We start from the raw sequence: 20,524 nt of genomic DNA, 5'->3' as shown, positions 1-20,524 counted from the left end.
CGGGCCCTCCTCTCGCCTCGCATCTACGACGGCAAAATGCTCGGCAAGTAGCGCCGGCACCGCCTTGTCGCGTGTCGTCCAAACTGCTGTACAGGTTCCACGGTACTGTCAAATGTCGCTTCGGCAGTACCTGGCCGCTGTTTCAGCATGGTATCGGTTCTGGGCTTTCGGGTGCTCGGTGTTCATCGATTCGTGCCCTGAACTGCACGAATAGAACTTTCAAAGTTTGTCGTGATAATGTTTCGGCGTTGCTCGGGCGAGTGGCGGAATGGCAGACGCGCTGGCTTCAGGTGCCAGTGTCCTTCGGGACGTGGGGGTTCAAGTCCCCCTTCGCCCACCAAACAAAGGTCGCGGATCCTCACGGGTCTGCGGCCTTTGTGTTTAGCTGAGGCATGGAAGATGCCTCCCACTCGGTTCCTTGAACACTTGGCCAACTTCTATCGCTTCTTGGCGCCGAATGTTTTGAAAGGTTGGCGTACGCGTTCGACTGGGTCCGCGCCCTTGGAACTAGCCTAGGTGGCTAGAACGATGGCGAAGCCGTCGAGCGCTGCCTGTAGAAGCGTCTGTGCCCGCGACTCCGGTGCTGGTGAACACGCGCATGGTGTGCTTGCCTCGATGCTCATCCTCGTCGCTGCGTGGTCGAAGCAATCGAATTCGTGTGCGCCGGCAAGGTTTGGGTCTTACAAACCGGATATTCGAGCTTCGTAAGCGGCGCGGTCGCCTACCGTGAACAGTACGACGCCAACGACTTTCGCCGGGACCTCCCGATCGAGCACGCCCGTAACTGGGTCGGTCGGATTGCCACAATAACGCGGCCACGCATCTGTACTTGCCAGGCGTGGATCTGGCTGCGATCGACCGTCGTGGGCGCTAGGGAACGCCATACATAATCCAGTATCGGTGGTTTCGGCTCAGAGACGCGTCGACTAAGCACGTAAGAATAGCTGAACGATATTCTTGTTCGACTTATCATCCGTTTGAATGACAGCGCGGTTTGCGTGGTGTCCTTCATTCGAACGACAGACAAAGTGGACATGGTTTAATATGCTCGAACCGGCTCTATTCTGGCCTGGGGGCGAAATGTTTGGATGTATCCGAAGGTGAGACGGTTCTGATGGGGATATTGATTGCTAATTGAGATCTGCGAAAAATAAGGTATGGGTAGAGGCGATAGACGAGTATTCAAACGTTCCGTTTGGCTGCTTCTTACTGAGACAACTCTCATTTCGATTTTGCTTCGGCTGTCGCGCCTGCCCCCGCCGCGCCACTCGTATACGTGCGCGAAATTCTCTGACGAGTAACTAACTGTTGGTTGGTACACCAAACGAAAGGCAAACGGCGACGTGAGTGAGGAACCGCTAGTCAGTGGGGTTTCGGGAAACGAGGAGGATTCGCGAAACAGAACTGCGGACGAGGAACCGAAACTTGTCGACGTCGACTCTCGAGACGTTGACAACTCCACCGTGGGATTCTTTGATTTAGACGAGATCGGTGAAAAGTTGGGCGCCATGGGAGCCCAACTCGAGATGTTCCATGCTCGCTCTGAACAGTACGAGTCGATTATTCGGCGGATGCAGTCCAAGATCGAGGATCTGCAAAGTGACCAGGTGCGAACGCTGCTGAAGCCGGTGATCAACCGGCTCGCTGTGCTGTACACCGAAGCTGTCTCAGCTGCGCAACGAGCTGCGGACCGTGGTGATCTGAAGTCGCAGAAGGACTTCGGCTATTTCGCGGACGAGGTCGAAGAGGGGCTCGGCATGTTGGATATCGAGTCACTTGATACACAGGTAGATGACGAGTTCGATGCTGCCCGACATGCGGCACGGGGTACCGCCGTCACCGGCGACCAGAGCTTGGACCGCAAGGTGGCCAGCGTAGTTCGACAGGGATTCACGTACGTGGGTGCCGAGCGTGTTTTCCTGCCTGCCTTGGTCAAGGTCTATCGTTTCGATCCCAATTCTGCTGTGCCGCAGGATATGCAGCCACCAAACAACGAGCCTTTCGCAGAATCAGAAGGAGTGAATTAGTGTCCGGTGATGTTTTCGGTATCGACCTGGGAACCACGTACTCGGCGGTCGCCAAGATCAATGACCTCGACCAGGCCGAGGTTCTGAAGAACGCGAGCGGGTCGGACACCACGCCGTCGGTGCTCTTCTTCGAGCCGGGCGGCAATGTGATCGTCGGAGCGGAAGCCAAGTCCGAGATTATCGCGAGCCCGGACGACGGTTGCTCGTTGATCAAGCGGCACGTCGGCACGACGCATCCACTCGAGTACTTCGGGACCACGTATACGCCGGAGTCGTTGTCGGCGTTGATCCTCAAGGAGATGGTGAACGCGGCCAACGCCGAGGGTGCCACGAACATCGCCAAGGCCGTCATCACGGTGCCCGCGTATTTCGGTGTGCGAGAGAAGGAAGCGACAAAGCAGGCCGGCGAAATTGCGGGGCTCGAGGTTGTGGGCATCATCGCAGAGCCGATCGCAGCCGCTCTGTCGGTGGGTGTACGTGGCGAGAAAAAAGAAACACTGCTGGTGTACGACCTCGGCGGTGGAACCTTTGATACGACGGTCATGATTGCCGAGCCCGGCAATGTGGAAGTTGTTGCTGTTGACGGAAACCGGGTGCTCGGTGGCGCTGACTGGGACAGTGAGCTTGCGCAGCTTGTCGTGAAGCGTTTCGTGGAGCAGGCCGGGATCACGGACGCTGACCCTGCCGAGGACCCGGACTTCATGACCGAACTCTTGCAACTCGTCGAAGACAAGAAGATCTCGCTGACCAAGCGGAGTGAGACGACGGTCCGCTGTAGGTTCGAAGACTACGACGAGAAGATCGTCATCACGGTCGCTGATTTCGAGGCAGTGACTGCGCATTTGATCAGCCAGACGGTCGACATTGCCGAACGGACGGTGGCCACTGCTCAGCAGATCAAGCCGGGACTTCAGATCGACCGGGTAATTCTGGTTGGTGGATCGTCGCGTATGCCGATGGTCGATCGCGCTCTGCGGGCCAAGGGCTGGGATCCGGTACCGACCGAGTTCGACCTTGCGGTGGCCAAGGGTGCTGCGATCTACGGACAGGCTCTGCTGAGCGGTGCTGTTCCGTTCGACGCTTCGGGTGAAGCTGGCTCTTCAGATTCTGTGGGCGATGTGCCGGTCAATGCCGAGCCGAAGTACTTCCTCGGTGGCGCTTCGACATTGAACATCAAGAATGTGCTCTCGCGCGGTATCGGCGTCAAGTTCGTCAAGCAAGACGCTGCACAAACCCCGTACATCGGGTTCATGGTTCACGCGAATGACGCCCTCCCCATCGTCGACGAGGTGTTGCAAGCAGGCACTGTTGTCGACAATCAGTCACAGGTGAATGTGGCCCTCTTCGAGCAGGGTGGCGAGGTCGAATCCGAGGAGATCGAGGCCAATACCTTGCTCAAGGACGCCGATATCACTGGTCTTCCGCCGTTGCCAAGGGGATCGACTATCGAATTGGTGCTGAATGTGAACAACGAGGGACTGATCCGGCTTTCCGCGCGTGAACCGCAGTCCGGTAAAGAACTCGAGATCGAGGCGAGAATTTCGGTGCTCGAGGAGAAGGAAGTCGAGCTGGCGAAGGAAATCGTGTCAGGCCTGATGACCCGGTCATGACTTTCGACAAGAACGCCTATATCGCCGACGTTCTGAAGAAGCGGCTCCGCGCGCAGAAGGGAGAATTGGCGCGCGCGCTCCGCGATCTTCGGGAGACCGGTGACCTCACGGCCCTCGGGGTGGTGGACATCGCCGAAATGTTTGCGGTGACGCCCGGGATGTCGGATATTCGGCAGCACTTGGCGGTGCTGCGGCAGAGTGTTTTCAACAAACGCACATCGGACGGCGGCGTGGTGCTGCTGTCCAGCCTGCTGGATGTCCTGGAGGAGCAGGGCCGAGATCTTGGTGATCCGGCCTTCTGGGCGGCGATTCGGTCGGCAAAGAGTGAGGCGCTCGCGAAGCGGATCACGGAATTTGGCAAGGCTATTTCGCTGGAGCATCAGGCACTCAAGCTTGTCACCGAGAAGGAGCTCGCCGAACGCGCGCAGTCGTTGCCGGATGCGAATATTTCGGATCTGTGCAAGGCGGTGGAGGCGAATGGTGTTGCCGTGCGGCCGGCGATCGTGCCTCCGGCCGGCGCAGTACCCAACGTGGTTCAGCAGGCGCTCAAGCATCCGGAGTTCCGCAGCGTGGTCGACGTTCTCCTGCTTGGAGAGGCGAGTTCGCCACAGGACGTCAAAGTCGTCGACGGATTCAGCTATGGCGGTGGCAAAAGCGTCGGTTCGGCGCAGGTCGATGCGTCGCAGCGAAAAGCGACGACCGCCAAGGACTCCGACGCGATGCAGGTCGCGCAGAAGGTACTGACGCTGGTGAGGTCGGACTTTGCCGATCCGACAGCGTTGCACGAGATGGTTTTTGCGGCAGCGCTCTACCAAGCCAAAGCGATTCTCGGTGAGAAGTTGCCGTCCGCGACGGTTGTCGAGCGGCTCGCCGAAACGGGTTTGGATCGGGTCGAGGCAGCTAGAATCGTCGCCCATCTTTCGGTGGACAACCATTCCGGTCGGGGTCTCGACGAGGTAGCCGATCTGGTTGCCAGCGGTGCCCTCGCTGATGCTCGCCGGATGCTCGACGCGATAGGCAATCCTGAGCTGCACGATGCTGCAGAACTGGCCCGTATCACGTCGGTTGTCGAAGCTGCGGAGCACAAGAAGCAGGTGCTGGTTGCGTCGTACGAAGATGCTCGTGTGCGGCAGGATTTCGGTGCAGCCGAGGTCGCGCTCCGCGAAGCGGTCCGGGTCGACACGACGGACGAGCGATTGGTCGGCTTGCTCGGTAAGCTCCCGCCGCCTACGCCCACTCCGGTGACAGCGAAGCTGAATGCAGCCGGGGATGTAGAGCTGACCTGGCGATTCGAGGGTGCTGACGGCTGTAGTTTTGCCGTCGTTCGAGGTGACGGACATGTGCCGGCGAATCCTGGTGACGGCACTCGTATCGCGACTGTCAAAGTACAGTCACACGTCGACAAGGGCGCACCGATTGGCCGCACTCTCCAATATGCGGTGTTCGCGCTCCGCGAATCGGCCTATTCCCTTCCCGGCACGGCGAGCATCGTCGCGGTACCGCCCCCGACCGAGTTGACGGCGACGGCAGGTCTGACCGAGATCACCGCATCGTGGCGGGTTCCGGCCGATGCCATCGGCGTTCGATGCGCCGTGATCGACACGGCGGGCACCAGCGTTCCGGTTGATACCGGTGGGGCATCGCACGTGACGTTGTCCGGGTTGGTGACCGGGCAGCGCTATCGCATTGTTCTGGAGGCAGTTTACGTACTGGCCGACGGGTCGAAAGTCTTGTCGAACAAGATTTCGGTCGACGCGACGCCGCGCGGGACCATCGCTGCGGTACAAGATCTCCAGATCTACGAGACCACCCTGAAGAACGGGCGCGAGGGATTTCGCGCAGCTTGGGCCCGGGTCGACGGTGTCCCTGTCGAGCTGTGGGCGTTGCCGGTCGACGAGAAGGTTCCGCCGGTCGGAACGGTGATGGATATCGAAGCTCTCGACGGCATAGGTGGCCGAAAGGTCAGCGGAATCATCGGCAACGCCGGTGGATCCACGACTCTCGAGTTCGCGGGTTTTTCGGATATTCGAATCCTTGTTGCCGTCACCGTCGATTCCGGCCACCGGGGTGTCATCGGCGCATCGCACATCGCGGGATCTGCGCCATCTCCGAAAGATGCACGTGCAGACCGCTTCGGTGACGAACTGGTTGTGTCCTGGGTGTGGCCGCACGGCGACTATGCGAGTCGGTTGACGTTGCAGGGTGCGGGTGGAGCGCAGGTCACGGTAGTTACCCGGGCCGAGTACCGGCAGAGCGGCGGAGTTCGGTTGCCGTCGGCGGGGTCGATCCGGGCGCTGGAGGTTGCGACAATTGCGTTCGGAAACGGGCGCGAATGGACTTCGGCTCCGGTGTCGATCCCGGTGGACGTGCCGACGCCGGTCGTCAGCTACCAATTGCATATTCCGGGGAGTCGATTCGGCAAGCGCAAGCCCGTCGAAGTCACTGCGATGTCGCAGTCCCATTCCGGACCGGTGTCGCTGGTTGCGGTAGTGCGGGCGGGAAAGATCATGCCGACGCGCGTCGAAATCGACGACGTCACAGTGCCTCTGCGCCTTGACTTTTCGTCGGGATCGACGACTACGGGACAGTTCGACCTTCCCAAGATGCCGAGTCCATTCTGGGTGCGGCTGTTCGCCGCCGACGGCAGCGACTTCAAAGTTCAAGATCCTCCGACTGCAATGTTGAAAGGTTGACTGTGGGAATCTTCCAGCGGACAACGGCATGCCCTTACTGTTACGACCAGATCAACCCGAACGCGTTGGCGGTGCGCTGCTCGGGCAAGGCGGCGCCCGGCAAGCAGGCCTGCGGTGAAGCCACCGATCAGAATCGGGTGAAGTACTTCGGTGACGCGACTCCTGTTCGTCCGACCATCGTTGATGCCACGGGTGCCCAGAAGCTGAGTCGCAACGAGGCGACGTGTGGTCTCTGTGGTTCTGAAAGTGCAATTCGAGTGTGTCCGCATTGCCACTCCCGACTGCCGCGCAACTTCGACAGCGACTCGCCGATGTTCGGTCTGGTCGGGGTCCGCGGATCCGGCAAGACGGTCATGCTGGCGGTCCTGCAGCGCGATCTCTACACCACTATTGCGCAGCGATTCCAGGCGTCGATCGATTCCCCCGGTGGCAAGGCGGGACTCTCCTCGGATCTGGAACTCCTGCTCAAGGGCATGGAGAACCAGGGTGGCTCGCTTCCGGAGCAGACTGCTCAGAAGTCGACGGGGATGAGTATCCCGGCAGTATTCGAGTGGCGCTATGCGAAGAAGGGCTTCGGCAATCGGGACCGCCAGGTGTCGACCATATTCTCGTTCTACGACTCCGCGGGTGAGGATCTGGCAACCGAGGATCGAGCTCTCGGTCAGCACTATCTCGGGGCGACCGACGGTGTGATCATCTTGCTCGATCCGTTCGGATTCTCAGGCAATCGCGATCTTGCCGTCAGCAAAGGGGTGGATCCGGAGAGCCTCGAGACCGAGCCGGAGACGGTTCTGCGAGCGATCACCACGGTCCTCCAGACTGCGGAGCGGACGAAGAAGAACAAGCGGATCAAGCAGCCGGTGGCCGTAGTGGTGTCGAAGATCGACGCCTTCTTCGACGACATTCCGCCGGATCATCCGGTGCGTCGGCCGGCCCAGCGTCTGCCGTATTTCGACGACGCGGAATCTCGGGATATTCATGACCATGTGGCGGCGATGATCGATCAGTGGGGCGGTGGGCAGCTGCTGCGGTTGTTGGAGGCTAACTACGAGAATTACCGCCTGTTCGGTGCGTCGGCCCTCGGGGCGGAGCCGGAGTACCAGCAGTTGAAGGTCAACGCCCGTGGACTCCTTCCGCACCGAGTCGCCGATCCACTGTTGTGGTTGATGGCGGACCGTGGGTTCCTCGCGAAGGAGGGCTGAGCGGTGTTCGACGTCTCGATCTACACCGACAGCACCGGGGCGGAATCTTTGGACGGGGTCGACGGGTTCAACTTCCAGGGTGCGTCCGAAGGTTTCACACCGGTGGATCGTCGTGCGGTGCAGGAGTATCTGCTGCATCAGGTGGTGACGGGTTGGTCGATCGACAACGATCCGCTGGCTCACCCGCCGTCGTGTCGTTATCGACCGGTCGGGGAGCGGTTTTATCTGGCCCGCGGGCGCTCGACGGGTAAGACCAACAACGGTCGGCCGGGAAATCAGCTGACTCAGTCGGTCGTGACTGGGGATATCGCGGACTTCGCACCCTATCGTCCCGCTCAGTTGTTCGGTGCGCGGCGATGGTGTCTCGAGAAGGCAGAGCGAAACCTCGAGTCCTGGGTGACTCCGCTGGAGATCGATCCCGAGTTCGAGGCGTCCGAGTTGAAGGACGGGCTGCTCGACGATTCGTGGGCAATCGAGATGTTTCCGGCATTCCTCACGATGATCGAGGAGTCGGTCGCGGAGCGGTCGAAGAAATTGGTCATCGTCCACGACGACCTCGAGGTGGTCATGAAGTGGATTGCGCTGGGCACGCTGTTTCTCGATCTCGAACTGGCTGTTTCCGTCAAATTCGCTGCGCTGGTCAAGAACCCGCTAGCGGTGGACGCGGCGATTGTCGGTACCAGTTCGGTGTTCGATCCGCCGCCGCTTGGTGTCGGTGGCGGAGCCTACAACGTTTTCGACGTACTCAATCGCCAATCGACGCCGGTGGAGGCGTCTCGGTCTGCTCGTGATCAGGCCGAGTGGTTCACCGAGTTGGATGCCGAGGACGCTCTGGCTGCTGTCGAGTTGGCGCGTACCTGGGAGCCGGCGATGGGGGCCGACGATGCGACTCGGGTGGCGCGCTTGGTCCAACTCGGCGGTTCCGGTCTGGTCGACGGTGACGGTGACGCCGCCGTGCGGGCGGTCATCAGTTTGGTCGAGTCGGGACAAGCCGACGATCTGGCCATGTATGCGGACGAGCTTTCTTCAGCCACTCAGCAGGCACATTTCGACACCGAGGACGATGTGAGAACTGCTGCGCGGGCATTGTGGTCGGCGCGGCGGGTTGGTGCTGACGAGTTCGGTTTCCGTATTGCGGCCCAGACACTTCGAGCTGTGTCGAACCACTCCGCGTTGGTCATCGCCTGGGCGCAAGAGATGAATGAATTGTCGACTCAGTCCCCGGCTGATCCGGCGTTGGGAATGTATATACGCCAGTACCAAAACAGCTGGGTCGAAGCCGTCAACGGTGCTCCGGCCGAGGCGATGTCGGATCTGATGGTGGTTGCGAATGCCTTTGCGCTCGAGGCTCATCCGGATTCTGTCCGTGATGGCCTCGCACGCTTCGAGGAGTTCTGGGCAAGGAATCCGGGGCTGTCGGACGATCGGATGCACCGAATGTATCGGCAGGAAACCACGGTGGGAACCGTGCAGCGCGTAGTTGGTCTACTTGAACAGGGGGACCGGGAAGTGACCGCAGATCTCATTGGTGGGCAATGGGATTGGGTCTCCGCGGAAATGCGTACGCCGCTCGACGGGTGGATCGCCGCGGCTCGCATTGCGGTGGTGCCGCCGAAAAAACGCGCAGCTCTGCTCGGTGACGAGCGCCGTTCCGCGTCGATACCCCCGGGCGCATGGCGGGTGGTCTTGGCGGGTGTCGAATTGGCTGCAGACGCGCGTCTGATCGGACAATGGATCGATCGCACTCGAATTGTATCGCCGTCATTGGGTCGGTGGCTTGCCGAGGAAATCGATCGCATCCGGGAGCAGGTCGGCAGTGAAGGGGCGGCCGTACGACCGGTTCTGAAGGCGCTGCTCGGCAGAGGGGTTCGGATCGAGAGTCGTGATCTCGACCCGATACTCGACGAAATGCGTTTCTTGTCAAGAGCTTACGCTGCGGCAAATCAATCTATCGACTTCCCCGAGAATCGCGCACTCGATGAGTTTGCCACCCGGATCGGATCCTGTCGATCGTTCTTCATGATCGAGATCGGCACCTTGCTCATCGATGCGCGTGATACGCGGGCACTGCGAAGGCTTGTCCGTGAGGCCGGCGATGTCTGCGGTACTGCGATGACAGAGGAACTGAGACGACGGTTCGAGCGGGACCCGGTCGTGACGCTTGAAGTCGCGCTGTTCCACAGCGTCGAGGGGCTCGGGGTCCAGGCGGACAGTGCCACGGAATTCCTCACGGAATTGGCTGACAGCCGGGATAGCCGGATGCAGGTCGAGGACCTCAAGCACGATCTTCCTGACGAGTGGGCCGGCGCGTGGGACGAGCTGCTGGGGGAGAGCAAGAAGGGCCGCATGGCTCGAAATCTTGTCCGCGGGGGTAAGCGGTTATTCGGAAAGGAGGGCTGATCCGTGGATGATCTGGGCTCACTCATATTTGTGGGTATCGCGATTGCTGCAGCAGTCTTCGTCGCGTGGGTGGTTCTTGCACTCTTCATGAGAATGCTGGCGCTCTTTGTTTTCTATTGGATAGTTTCCTTCTCGGTCGGACTGATCGCCGGACTGATCGCCGGCCTCTTGATACCGCTGCGGGTGCTGAGCGGCAAAGCGTCCGTCAAGCCTGCGATCGCAACTCCGGACAAAGTTGTCGACAACAAGGTAATGAGGATTCCGCCGAGGGGAATGCAGAAGCACTTCGGTTGGGACCGGGCATGGCCCGTGTACAACCCGTACCAGGCTCGTTTGGACGCTCTCGCGGTGACCGCCGAGACAAAGCTGCTCCTTCGCGCCGTCTGGACCCGGACTCGGCCGGCGAATCTTGCGTCGGCAATGAAGGTTGGAAAATCCAAGGGCTCGGCCCCATCCGGTTCGAAGGGTGTGGCGTCTGCAGCGACGACGACTATTCCAGGTCTTCTCTGGATACTCTTCGCTGCGGTACCCACTGCAGGATTCTTCGTGGCCACGTGGGTGTCCATCGCGTTCTGGTTGATCGCGATGCTGGTCTTCGGTGGTGCCGTGTACCTGATCCAGGTGGTGTGGGTGACGCTGTATCGGTGGAGCGAGAAGCTCGGACGCCGACGCGCGAAGGCGTCTCTCAAGTGCCATGTCTGCTACCGGGAAACGGATACGCCCAGTTTCAAGTGCAAGAATCCAATCTGTGAGGTCATTCATCGTGATATCTCACCGGGCCCGCTGGGCATGATTCGTCGACGCTGCGCGTGCCGAACGAGCCTGCCGACGACAGTCGGCAAGGCGGCCAAAGTGCTTGATGCCGTCTGCCCGTTTTGTGACAGCGCCCTTGCGGAGGGAGCAGGTACGCGGTACACAATTCAGATCCCGACGATCGGCAGTGTCGGTGCGGGTAAGACCAGACTGTTCGCGGCCGGTACCGCGGCTCTCGACGCGCACGTGAAAACTCGGGGTGGGGAGATCGTTCCACTGTCGCCCGCGTCGACAGACTTCTTGGCGGCCGCGAAAGATGTTGTGAAGACATCACAGAAGACGGCCAAGACTCCGGTCCGGGCGCAGCCGGAGGGCCTCCCGTATCGACTCGATGTCAATGGTCGAACCATCGAGATTCAGATGATGGACGCGGCCGGAGAGTCGTTCACCAATATGGATATGACGCAAAGTCTCCACTACATGGACAGTGCCGGAGTTCTGCTTGTGGTGTTGGATCCGCTCGCTTTCGAGAACATCCGCGAGGAGGTCCAGCGGAGCGGAGGCGCACGCCGCGTCGAGATTGCGGTCGGTGATCAGGAGGACGCTTACGCCAGCGTTGTCGACCGACTACGAGCCGAGAATGTCGATTTGCGTCGAAGGAATCTGGCTGTCGTTCTTACCAAAATCGATGTCCTGCAGAGCCTTACTGCCGGTCGTGAACTAACACCGGGAAACTCCGCAGGAATTCGCCAGTGGCTGAACGGTCATGGTGAGGACGGTCTGGTCCGGCGTATCGAAGACGACTTCGAGAAGGTGACCTATTTTGCGGTGGACTCCATGAGCTCGCTCGCTCTCGACGATCCGCGGAACCCCGTCGCGGTACTGCAGTGGGTGCTCGACGTGTCGAACACCAAGATCTCTCTCCTCGCGACGCCTGTCGCGAGTCCGAGTTAGGTAGGTGTATTTAGTTGCGAAACGGAATCCCGGCAATCTACTGGACCTTCCGCTATGCGTGGAGCGCGGTACACATTGTCCTGCTGATCATTCTGGCGTGGCTGTTGACGGCGTATCTGCTCGAGGACGGGCGTGGCCAGGAGTTGTTCGATCAGTGGTACGCGTGGGCGCAGAACATCCGTGTGCAGCTTTCGAGCCTGATCCCGTTCCCCTGGGATTGATCGATGGTTGCCATTGGGATAGATCTCGGAACCACGTACTCGTGCGTGTATGCAGCCGATCGCACCGGCCGAATCGAACTGGTCCGAACCCCCGACGATCGGGAACTCACACCGTCGGTGGTGCATTTTTCCGGCTCGAAAGTGTCGGTGGGCTTTGATGCCAAAGAGATGATGGGTGAGGACCCCGACAATGTGGTGGTCGGAATCAAACGCTCCATGGGAAAGGACCACCGTCAGGAGTTCGGCGGTGTCGCGTACACGCCGGAAGCAATTTCCGGAATAATTCTCCGACGACTTGCCGAGGACGCCGCGTTGGTTCTCGGAGTCGGGATTTCCGAGATCCAGGCGGTGATCACAGTACCGGCGTATTTCGGTGTTGCGGAAAAGGAAGCGACGTTTGCGGCAGCCAGAATTGCGGGCCTGAACTGTCTCGAGTTGCTCGCTGAACCGGCCGCAGCGGCTTATGCCTACGACGCTGCGGACCCTGCCGCCGGTTCGTCTCTGGTATTCGATTTGGGCGGAGGGACTTTCGACGTGGCGGTTGTGGCTGCAACGCTGTCCGGACCGCCGCGGATCTGGGCCGTCGACGGGGAGTCCGCTCTTGGTGGCCTCGATTGGGATCAGCGGATGGTCGAGCTGCTGTGGAACAAGATCGAGGCTGTCGTCGAGGACGTCGACGATTGCCGGTACGACGACGAATTTGTTGCTGTGGTCGGGGCCGAGGCAGAACGGCTGAAGCGCGAGCTCAGTGTGCGTGAAAGTGCCAGCGGCCGGTTTCGTTTCGGTAAGGCGCGGTTCGGTATTACCGTGACCAAGGGCGAGTTCGAGGCGGTGTGCCGAGACCTGGTTCTGCAATGTCATGCGTCTGTGGAACGTGTTCGACGGGCAGCGGCGTCCCTCGGTGCGCCGCCGGTAGCCCGGATCCTCATGGTGGGTGGTTCGACCCGACTCCCGATGATCCGGGATGAACTGAACCGAATGTTCGACGTCCCGATATTGATCGGTGATCCGGACAAAGTTGTGGCGCAGGGCGCTGCTCGGCTGGCGAGTCGGTTGGCGGGGTCTTCGGCTGTGCACGCGTTGCCGGGCGGTGATCGAATCAACTCGGTTTTGCCCCGTTCGATTGGGCTGCTCATCCATTCGAGTGCGCATCCGTGGCGAGAGCAGCCGTATGTCCGGCACATCCTCAAGGCAAACACGCCGTTGCCCGTGACTAAGGCCGTGACCGCGGTCTCGACCATCTTCGATAATCAGGACAAGGTTCGTATCCGCCTGTACGAACAGGCCGGTGCGGTCGAAAGCGAAGATCCCGCTGACAACCGGATCATTTTCGACTGTGAAGTCTCCGGTCTGGAGAAGGCGCCGGCAGGAACGGAAATCAAGGTACTGATCTCGGTCGCCGTCGACGGTCGACTGTCCGTGGAGATGACCGACGGCCGAAATCGACCACTGTCGATGGAGGCGTTCATGGAAGGAACCCTCGACGAAGGCGAAATCGTCGAGCAGCGGCAGGCTGTTGCAGGCCTGATGTTATCCACCTAGCGAAGGTCTGTGGAATGGCAACTTGGACGAAGAAGAGGTTCGGCGGGCACCCGGTCACCGAATCGCCTCCCGGTGAGAACCTGGAACTCTTGCAGGCGAGCTTGAGTGGCTCGGTGATTCTTGCGCTCGATGTCAGTGGGTCGATGTACGGAGAGCGGCTCGCGGAGGCAAAGACGGGCTGCGCTCGATTTATCGACGAGGCGGTCGAGGACGGGTACTCCGTGGGCATGCTGCTCTGGGACCATGACGTGGTAGGGCGCTCGCCGTTGGAGCGGTCGCCGCGCTCGGCACGCGAGCTTCTCGATTCTGCACAGGTCCGCGGCAACAATGACATAGTTCCGTGCCTGGCGGAGGCGCACAAGATGCTGATGGAACGCCCTGCCGGTGACCGAGTCCTTGCAATCTTCGGTGACGGTGACCTGGGGCCGGTCGACGCGGCAAAGAGAGCGGCTTCGCTTCTGACCGTGGACGGAATCCGAATCATCACTTGTGGTTTGGGGATGGCCAGTGCCGAGATGCTTGCCGTGATCTCCGACGAGCGGGATTCCAAGGCGAGAGTGGCGGACTCCGGAGGAATCGCGGACGCGATCGCCGGAATGACGTCGGGCCTGATTCGTAGGGTGCGGTGACGGACGTTCGGTGACGGTCGGCCTCAGGCCACCGTCACCATCGCAGACGCTGCGATGCTGCCGTATCGCGTGGTCATCGAGTGGAGGTAACATTCAAGTGCAATGTGTCCGTTAGGCATTCGCAGTAGTGGTGGAGGGAGCATCGGGAGTACCGCACCGGCAACCAGCAGACCGGCTCCGCCCATGATCGAGTCGGCAGCGTCGGCTAGCATCCCCGGCGATGTCGATTCGACGTCCACCAGCATCGTGACGGGATGCGCCGAGACTGCTGCTACGTGTGTTCCGGAGTTGATAGTCGATTCGATGAGTTCGCTCATCAACGACTGATCGCCCAATTGATCGGCCCATCGAAATATTTCGGCCATCCATTGCGCAACGGTTGCCTCCCAGGCCATTCGCATACCGGCAAGCGAGAATTGGAACCGTTGTGCGTTGAGGTAGCGAACGGCAGGAAGCGCAAGTTCGAGGGCCTCCCGCAGACGCTCACCGCCGGAGGTCTGGTCGATGGACGCAGCGGCCAGGAAATCGCATTTTGCAACGTCGATCATGGTCTCGAGGTCTTCGAACTGCTTCCGAGCAGTCCCGAGGTGGACCAAGGCCCGGTCATGATTTCCCTCCATGATCTCGGCGCACGCGAGGTTGCGTTCGCACCAGCCGACATTTCGTCGATAGGCCGGTTCTGATCCGAAGTCTTCCAATGCTGCCGCCAACAGCTTCTTGGACCGACCGAAATCTGATTTCATAAAGGCGACGGCCCCGATGTTGCAGCGGCACACAGCAGCTCGACCGCGTTGGCCGAGCCTGTCGAACAGTGTTGCGGCCCGGGTAAATGCCTCTTCGGCCGCGTCGAAGTTCTTTCTCGCGATATGCAAACCCCCGGTGTTCTGCTCGACCATCGCAACTCGGTCGACCAAGCCGAGTTCCATGAAGGTCGCATGAGCCCGGGAGAATGCCGACTCTGCCTCCGTGAGTCTTCCGGTTTCGAGATAGACCTGACTCACGTGTGAGTCGCTGGTTGCTATTCCGTATTCGATTCCGTTGTCGAAGAATACTTTTCGGGACTCGAGCAGTGCACGTTCGGCATCGTTGTACCGTCCAAGCGAGAGCAGACATACGCCGATGGTTTGAAGGCATTGGGCCGACTTCTCGAAGATGCCCAAGTCGGCGAATGCTGTTTGAACAGATTCAAGTTTCTCGATTGCCGATTCGTATTCGGCGTTCTGCATCAGCAGTACTGCCAGATCTTGTCTACAATCCGACTCCAACTCGGGCTCGTCCAAGTTTGATATCAGCCCGAGCGACTGGTTCAAAAGTCTTTCTGAGGCGGAAAATTGGAACTTCTCGCGCGATAGTACCGCGCAATACCGCAGGCACGTCGCACGCAACACGGGTTGCTCTGACGCGTCGAATTCCGACAGTGCCTTGGCCAACAGGTGCTCGGCAGAGATCAGATCGCCCGACGTCATTCGGACAGTCCCCAGGTGCATGGTGCACGTTGCCGCACCGATGGTGTCACCGAGATCTGTATATGCTTGCCGCGCGAGGCTATAGGCGGAAATTGCGTCGGGGTACCGAGCCAGATCCTCGTAGATCATTCCGAGTCCGATATCGATACCGATTGCCTCGTCCGGATGCTCTTCGGCCAGAAGTTCGCGGGCAGACGACAAGGAACTGATCGCGTCGAGGGGGGAGCGGAGATGTACTTGCAGGAGTCCCAACTGTTTGTAGCAGTGTGCGCTGCTACTCGTCTGTCCGGTGCTCGTGTGCAGTGGGATCGCGGCACTATACGACGACACCGCGTCCGCAATGCGCCCGGTGTCGAAGTAGAGGTCTCCGAGTTGCTCCCAGCAGTCGCCTTCGGCGTCTCGGTGCTCGGTCAATGCGAAGTACTCGATTGCCGAGCGCAGCTCGAACTCGGCATCGGCAAGCCCCGAGACCGTCGAGGTGAGTCCGATGAAGTACTGGCAACGAGCAACGTCCAAGGGCCCGCCGTTCTCGTCGTAAAGAGCACGCGCCGTGATGAACTCGACTCTGGCGGAATCGGCGTCCTCCATCTCGATGAGGCATGATCCGGCGCGTTCACGGCAGTCCGCCGAATCCGGCAGGTTCCCGATGGCGAAGAATCCGACTGCGGCTCGACGAAACGCCTCGACTGCGTCGTCGAATCTGCCGACCTGTTCGTAGACCTCACCGAGCAAGCCCGAGCAGTCGGCCGTCAGTTCGGGGTCGTCTACATGGGCCGACATGTCCAATGCGTGGCCTAACGTCTCGATCGAAGTTTCGGCCAGTCCGATTTCGTGTTGTGCAATCCCGATCCATCGCAGACATTGCGCGATCTGGTGTAATTCTCCGGTCTCGATGCAGACGTCGAGAGCCAGTTGCAGAGGGACGAGTGCATCGCCGGCGCGGCCATCGGCGACGAGCGCCGTTCCGTCCAGATACAGCTGACTTGGCCAGAGTTGGTCGTCCATAGTTATCGGACGCGTCCGGGCAGGAGTTTTCCGATAGTCAATCGGCCGAGGCCGAATATCACGGCAAAGGCGACGAATATTGTCACAGATCCCACGGAATCAACCTCGTCGCAACTAGTGGTTATCCCGGATGCTGAGGTAAGCAGCACGATAAGGCCTAACGCAGTGCCTACTACCAGGAGACCCAACTCCGGTTTCGCTCCGATGATACCTCCCAGAACAACGGCGGCGACCAGACCGAGAATCAGCGGCGCCGTGCCTGATACCACTCCGACCGGTGAGGTCAATGCCAGCACGATATCGATAGCCCCGAACCAGGCGAGACCAACGACGGTCAGTTCGCTGATTTTTGCGCCTCCGAGAAAGAAGCCTGCAGTTCCGCTCAGCGACCCGATTACGACGAACAATGCGACAGCGGCGATCCGTACGGGAACATTCGAATCGATGCCACAAATATTCGGTGCGGTGAGTTCCGACAATGCCGGTACCAGAGCAACAAGGCCGATGACGGAATAGAGCAGGTCGGTCCCGAGGGAGACTCCGGGAATCCCTCTGAAAAGGCCGACTGCCAGGGAAAACAATGCGACTGCTATGCCTGTCTGAACGGGCGAGTCGTAGGTCGAACCCGAGGATGGAGCAAGCTCGACGAGTGCGCTCAGAACTATGAATCCTGCCAGGAAACATCGGCCGAACCGGTTCTCGCCACTGTCGGACTTCTGGCGGAGGGACATCCCACCCGAGCGGCCGGTTTGCCCACCGAGGACGAAGTACGTCACCATCATCATGAACGCGAGAACGATGACGATTGCGCTCATGATGCGATTTCGGTAGACACTGTCGACTCTGCCTCCTGTCTGATTCGATAGTCGCAAGGTTTCGAACAAGAAGGACGATTACCTGTCGATCGAGTTAATGATGAACGAGTTCACCCTCGACCGAAAGTCATTCAATGAGACTAATCTGCGAAGTTCAGTTCTGATTTCTATTACGGGGAGTAGGTGACATGTTGCCGAACAGTGAATTGACCACCAGTGGATGGTGGATCGGCCGTGAACTCAGCGACGGCCGGCGGGCAGAAGCATCCCTTACGAGAAACGAACTGATCGAGCTGTGGGTCAAGGCGTCACCGTCACCGAAGCCGAACGTCAAGCACTTCGCCGAGGATCTGGCGAAGTGGACCAGTGAACTCGGAACGAGAGCATGGGTCGAGGAACTGACCGTCCCGGAGGCTGCACGGCGGATGCGGCAGGGTACCAATCAAACGGCCATCGGCGTGGAAATCTGGGACATGGTGTGCGACATTGCCGCTGCGTACGGTGATCCGTTTGCGCGATGCTCGGCAGACGTCGTTCAGAATGTGAGGAAGGAGCGGCCGCGGAACTTGCCTCGGGCCATGGCGTCGGCAATACGGAAGTACGAGGACGGACCTCCGCGCACGGCAGCCCGCAATGCGATGATCGGTTCGGAAGCGTGTGGCGCGGTCGTTTCCAGTCGCGGCCACGCTGATCGTTTTGTCGCTGACGCCGAACCATTCAAGAACGCGATAGTAGCTTCGGCCGTGCGCGCGTACAGCGGCAGGCTGGTTGACTATCTCGATCGAATCGCCGATGTGTCCGAGCAGGAGGATCTCGAAATTCTCAGTGCTGCAATCGAAAGAATGACTGATGAGTACGGTGAACCCGACATCGCGGACCGCCTCCCCACAGTCGAGGAAATTGAATTCGCCGATGCCAGACTGCACTGGTATCTCGATCAGACAGGTATCGCGGTTACGGACTCGGAAATGCCCCTGGTGCAGGGGAGCAACCTGTATACGATCTCAGACGTTGTCGGTGAAGCATGGCGTCGTGCACGCCGAAATCTTGTGCGGCTTCACATCGACGAGGTGGAGCTCACTGATGACCTCGTAGTGCGCGTCTACAAGTCGAACCTCAATCGTGCGACGCAGGATTTGCAGCGCAAGGTCTTCAAATCGGCAAGGCAGTCGACAAGCCCTGAGGCACAACAAGAGAGTGACCATGCTTCGTCGTCTGTACACCCGATCGGCGTTGCACTCGGCTATCGGGGTGTACTGATGAGACTCCTGTTCGATCGCGCGCATGCGTACGTCTCGAAAAGTCCGATCGAATCGAATCATCCGTGGGGCGGCGCGTTCGACGGGCCGTGGCCGTGTTGGGAACGCGAGATCGTTCTCGACCTCTTGGCATCGGACGCCCAGGCACTTTCCGATGGTTCTGTTTCTGAAATCGCTGAGTTCGTCGATCGCGGTGCGGCTCGGGCGATGGTACGTCACTTGTTCGACATTCATAAGCCTACGAACACACTCGCCCCAACCCCCGACAAATCGATCACGCTCGTTCTGCAACTCCTGCAGGGTTCCCTGGCGATGGCTATCTGCGACGACGATGTTTTCGGTAGCGACGGTATCGAAATCGTCGGGCACAAAGCCGCCGAGCAAACCTGGGCACAGAAATCCGCAGCAGTCCTGCAGGACCTTCGAAAGCATCGCAACGGATGGACCGAGTTGACGGAGACGAACAGATGAGTGAATCGATGACTCTGCAACCGATCCAAGTTGATGGCGGTGATCTTTACTGGGACGGCGACGTTGCTCCTTCCGTCGCAGAAGTGGTTGTTCCGATTGCTGCCGGAATCGATGTGGTAGTAGATGCGGCAGATACATCGACGGTAGTACGCTGGCGCGTTGCGGAGGGAAGTGACGCCCAGGCACTGTCAGGAGCATGCGCCGAAACCGATTTCCACGAGCGTCTCGCAGGCGCTTCAAATGGGCGCGAAATATATTGTGCTGCCGTACATTTAAATCCTTTGTGGACTCGTCGTGCGTTGACTGCAGCAATTGCTCGCTGGTCGGTGGCGCCGATCGACGAGGGTGTTCTAATGCTCGATGACGCTACTTCGCGACACCTGCTCGGAGATAGGGTCGAGTCATACGGGCGCTTTGCGCTCGCATCTCCGACGCTGGAGATTCTTGGCGACGAATGTCTCGGGGGTGAGTTGTCCAGCAGTGCAGCAGATGAACTGGCAATCGTTTCTCTCGCAGCGGCTGACGTTCTATCGGAGACCGCGTGGGGCCACGTCATGATCGGTATCGCTGCGCAAGTACAGGCAATCACCACATTCGACGACGAAACGCTGCGACGGTGGATCGAGGAGTTGGTGGACGCTGCGTCGCATGGTCTCGTCGACACCGATATGGCAGGCGGTGTTCGAACACTCCGGCCCACTGTGTCGAGCGGGTACTCCGATCCGCATGTTCTTCCTCTACGAATTCTCGCCTGGAGAGGCGCAGGCACGCCGGATCTCGAGGCGACACTCTTGGCAGGAACTGAATCCGGGAGTGTGATCCTGTCGGCGCAGTTGGCACCCGGTGTCGATTCGAACTGTCGTGAAGCGTGTGAGATGTCGGCCTATGCGGCGGATCGCAGATCGGGGACATTGCTGTCGACCGCTCCTATGACGTGGAACGGGCACAACCTGGTCGGGATGCTGGATTTGAGCGAGGACGCCTTCGCCGACGCATGTTTCGGAGTCTTCCACGCATCTACCGATCTACATGATCTTCGCGTGGGCGATCCCCTTACTGCGCTGGTTGAAGTAGACAGGTTCATGGTCGAATCATGGCGCTCGAGACGCGCCGCAGTTGCTGCACGGTATGCCGTTGATTCGTCTTCGGATTCCGCTACGCGGCGAGCGGCGATGTCCGCAGTTCGCGGGTTCATCCGGGAATCTTTGGAGGCCGCCGAATTTGCGGTCGAGACACTGATGAATATGGTAAGCGAATTAGGTGACGGCAGTGCAGTATTGAGTGTTCTGTTGACCAAGCGAATCGAGGCGATCAAGAGCTATGTGCGAGCTGTGGAGTCCGGCAACGATGTCCAAGCGGGGGGACATCCCCTCCTGTGTGAATTGTTGATCGCGCGTAGAGAATCCGACGATGCTGTAGGGGGAGCGCGGTGGTAGCGGTGGGTCACGGAGACGCCCAGGTTGTCCTCGTCAGGGCA

The 20,524-nt window shown here is 59.7% G+C and carries 13 protein-coding genes and 1 tRNA gene; 12 read left to right on the top strand and 2 right to left on the bottom strand.

The window, feature by feature from the left end; all coding sequences use genetic code 11:
* Positions 1-254: 254 nt before the first annotated feature.
* The 10 genes from R4P70_RS26525 to R4P70_RS26480 all read left to right on the top strand — a co-directional run bounded on the left by R4P70_RS26525 (position 255) and on the right by R4P70_RS26480 (position 14,031).
* Positions 255-340: transfer RNA gene (locus tag R4P70_RS26525), tRNA-Leu, on the top strand.
* 1,123 nt (positions 341-1,463) lie between these two features.
* Positions 1,464-2,027, top strand: a complete 564-nt coding sequence (gene grpE, locus R4P70_RS26520; RefSeq protein WP_317832586.1) for a nucleotide exchange factor GrpE — start codon at positions 1,464-1,466, stop codon at positions 2,025-2,027.
* Positions 2,027-3,637: an Hsp70 family protein gene (locus R4P70_RS26515; RefSeq protein ID WP_215515542.1), complete on the top strand. Its 1,611-nt coding sequence runs from the start codon at positions 2,027-2,029 to the stop codon at positions 3,635-3,637. The genes grpE and R4P70_RS26515 overlap by 1 nt, the downstream gene beginning before the upstream one ends.
* Positions 3,634-6,330, top strand: coding sequence for a fibronectin type III domain-containing protein (locus R4P70_RS26510; protein WP_042920717.1), 2,697 nt, complete (start codon positions 3,634-3,636; stop codon positions 6,328-6,330). The genes R4P70_RS26515 and R4P70_RS26510 overlap by 4 nt, the downstream gene beginning before the upstream one ends.
* Complete coding sequence (locus R4P70_RS26505) at positions 6,327-7,532, top strand: hypothetical protein (protein WP_317832582.1); 1,206 nt, start codon at positions 6,327-6,329, stop codon at positions 7,530-7,532. Before R4P70_RS26510 ends, R4P70_RS26505 begins: the two co-directional genes overlap by 4 nt.
* Positions 7,533-7,535: 3 nt before the next feature.
* The gene (locus R4P70_RS26500; RefSeq protein WP_317832580.1) at positions 7,536-9,932 is read left to right on the top strand and encodes a hypothetical protein; all 2,397 of its coding nucleotides are present in this window, start codon (positions 7,536-7,538) and stop codon (positions 9,930-9,932) included.
* Between the two features lie 3 nt (positions 9,933-9,935).
* Complete coding sequence (locus tag R4P70_RS26495) at positions 9,936-11,639, top strand: TRAFAC clade GTPase domain-containing protein (RefSeq protein ID WP_317832578.1); 1,704 nt, start codon at positions 9,936-9,938, stop codon at positions 11,637-11,639.
* 14 nt (positions 11,640-11,653) lie between these two features.
* Entirely contained in the window at positions 11,654-11,860 is a 207-nt protein-coding gene (locus R4P70_RS26490; protein WP_042920705.1) for a hypothetical protein, read from the top strand.
* Positions 11,861-11,863: 3 nt separating this feature from the next.
* Positions 11,864-13,402: an Hsp70 family protein gene (locus R4P70_RS26485; RefSeq protein ID WP_317832576.1), complete on the top strand. Its 1,539-nt coding sequence runs from the start codon at positions 11,864-11,866 to the stop codon at positions 13,400-13,402.
* A gap of 14 nt (positions 13,403-13,416) precedes the next feature.
* Positions 13,417-14,031, top strand: coding sequence for a vWA domain-containing protein (locus tag R4P70_RS26480; protein WP_042920700.1), 615 nt, complete (start codon positions 13,417-13,419; stop codon positions 14,029-14,031).
* Positions 14,032-14,054: 23 nt separating this feature from the next.
* Here the strand turns inward: R4P70_RS26480 and R4P70_RS26475 are convergent, their stop codons facing one another.
* Entirely contained in the window at positions 14,055-16,502 is a 2,448-nt protein-coding gene (locus R4P70_RS26475) for a tetratricopeptide repeat protein (protein WP_317832574.1), read from the bottom strand.
* A 2-nt stretch (positions 16,503-16,504) separates the two neighbouring features.
* Positions 16,505-17,317 (bottom strand): hypothetical protein, encoded by an 813-nt coding sequence (locus R4P70_RS26470; RefSeq protein WP_317832573.1) that lies wholly within the window; start codon positions 17,315-17,317, stop codon positions 16,505-16,507.
* Positions 17,318-17,505: 188 nt separating this feature from the next.
* On the opposite strand from R4P70_RS26470, the gene R4P70_RS26465 reads away from it, so the two are divergent.
* Positions 17,506-19,047, top strand: a complete 1,542-nt coding sequence (locus R4P70_RS26465) for a hypothetical protein (RefSeq protein ID WP_042920693.1) — start codon at positions 17,506-17,508, stop codon at positions 19,045-19,047.
* Positions 19,044-20,483, top strand: coding sequence for a hypothetical protein (locus R4P70_RS26460; protein WP_317832572.1), 1,440 nt, complete (start codon positions 19,044-19,046; stop codon positions 20,481-20,483). The genes R4P70_RS26465 and R4P70_RS26460 overlap by 4 nt, the downstream gene beginning before the upstream one ends.
* The last annotated feature ends 41 nt before the right edge of the window (positions 20,484-20,524 follow it).

Source organism: Rhodococcus sp. IEGM 1241, assembly GCF_033142365.1.
Taxonomy (GTDB): Bacteria; Actinomycetota; Actinomycetes; order Mycobacteriales; family Mycobacteriaceae; genus Rhodococcus_F; species Rhodococcus_F erythropolis.
This window is presented reverse-complemented; position numbering and strand designations above follow the sequence as displayed.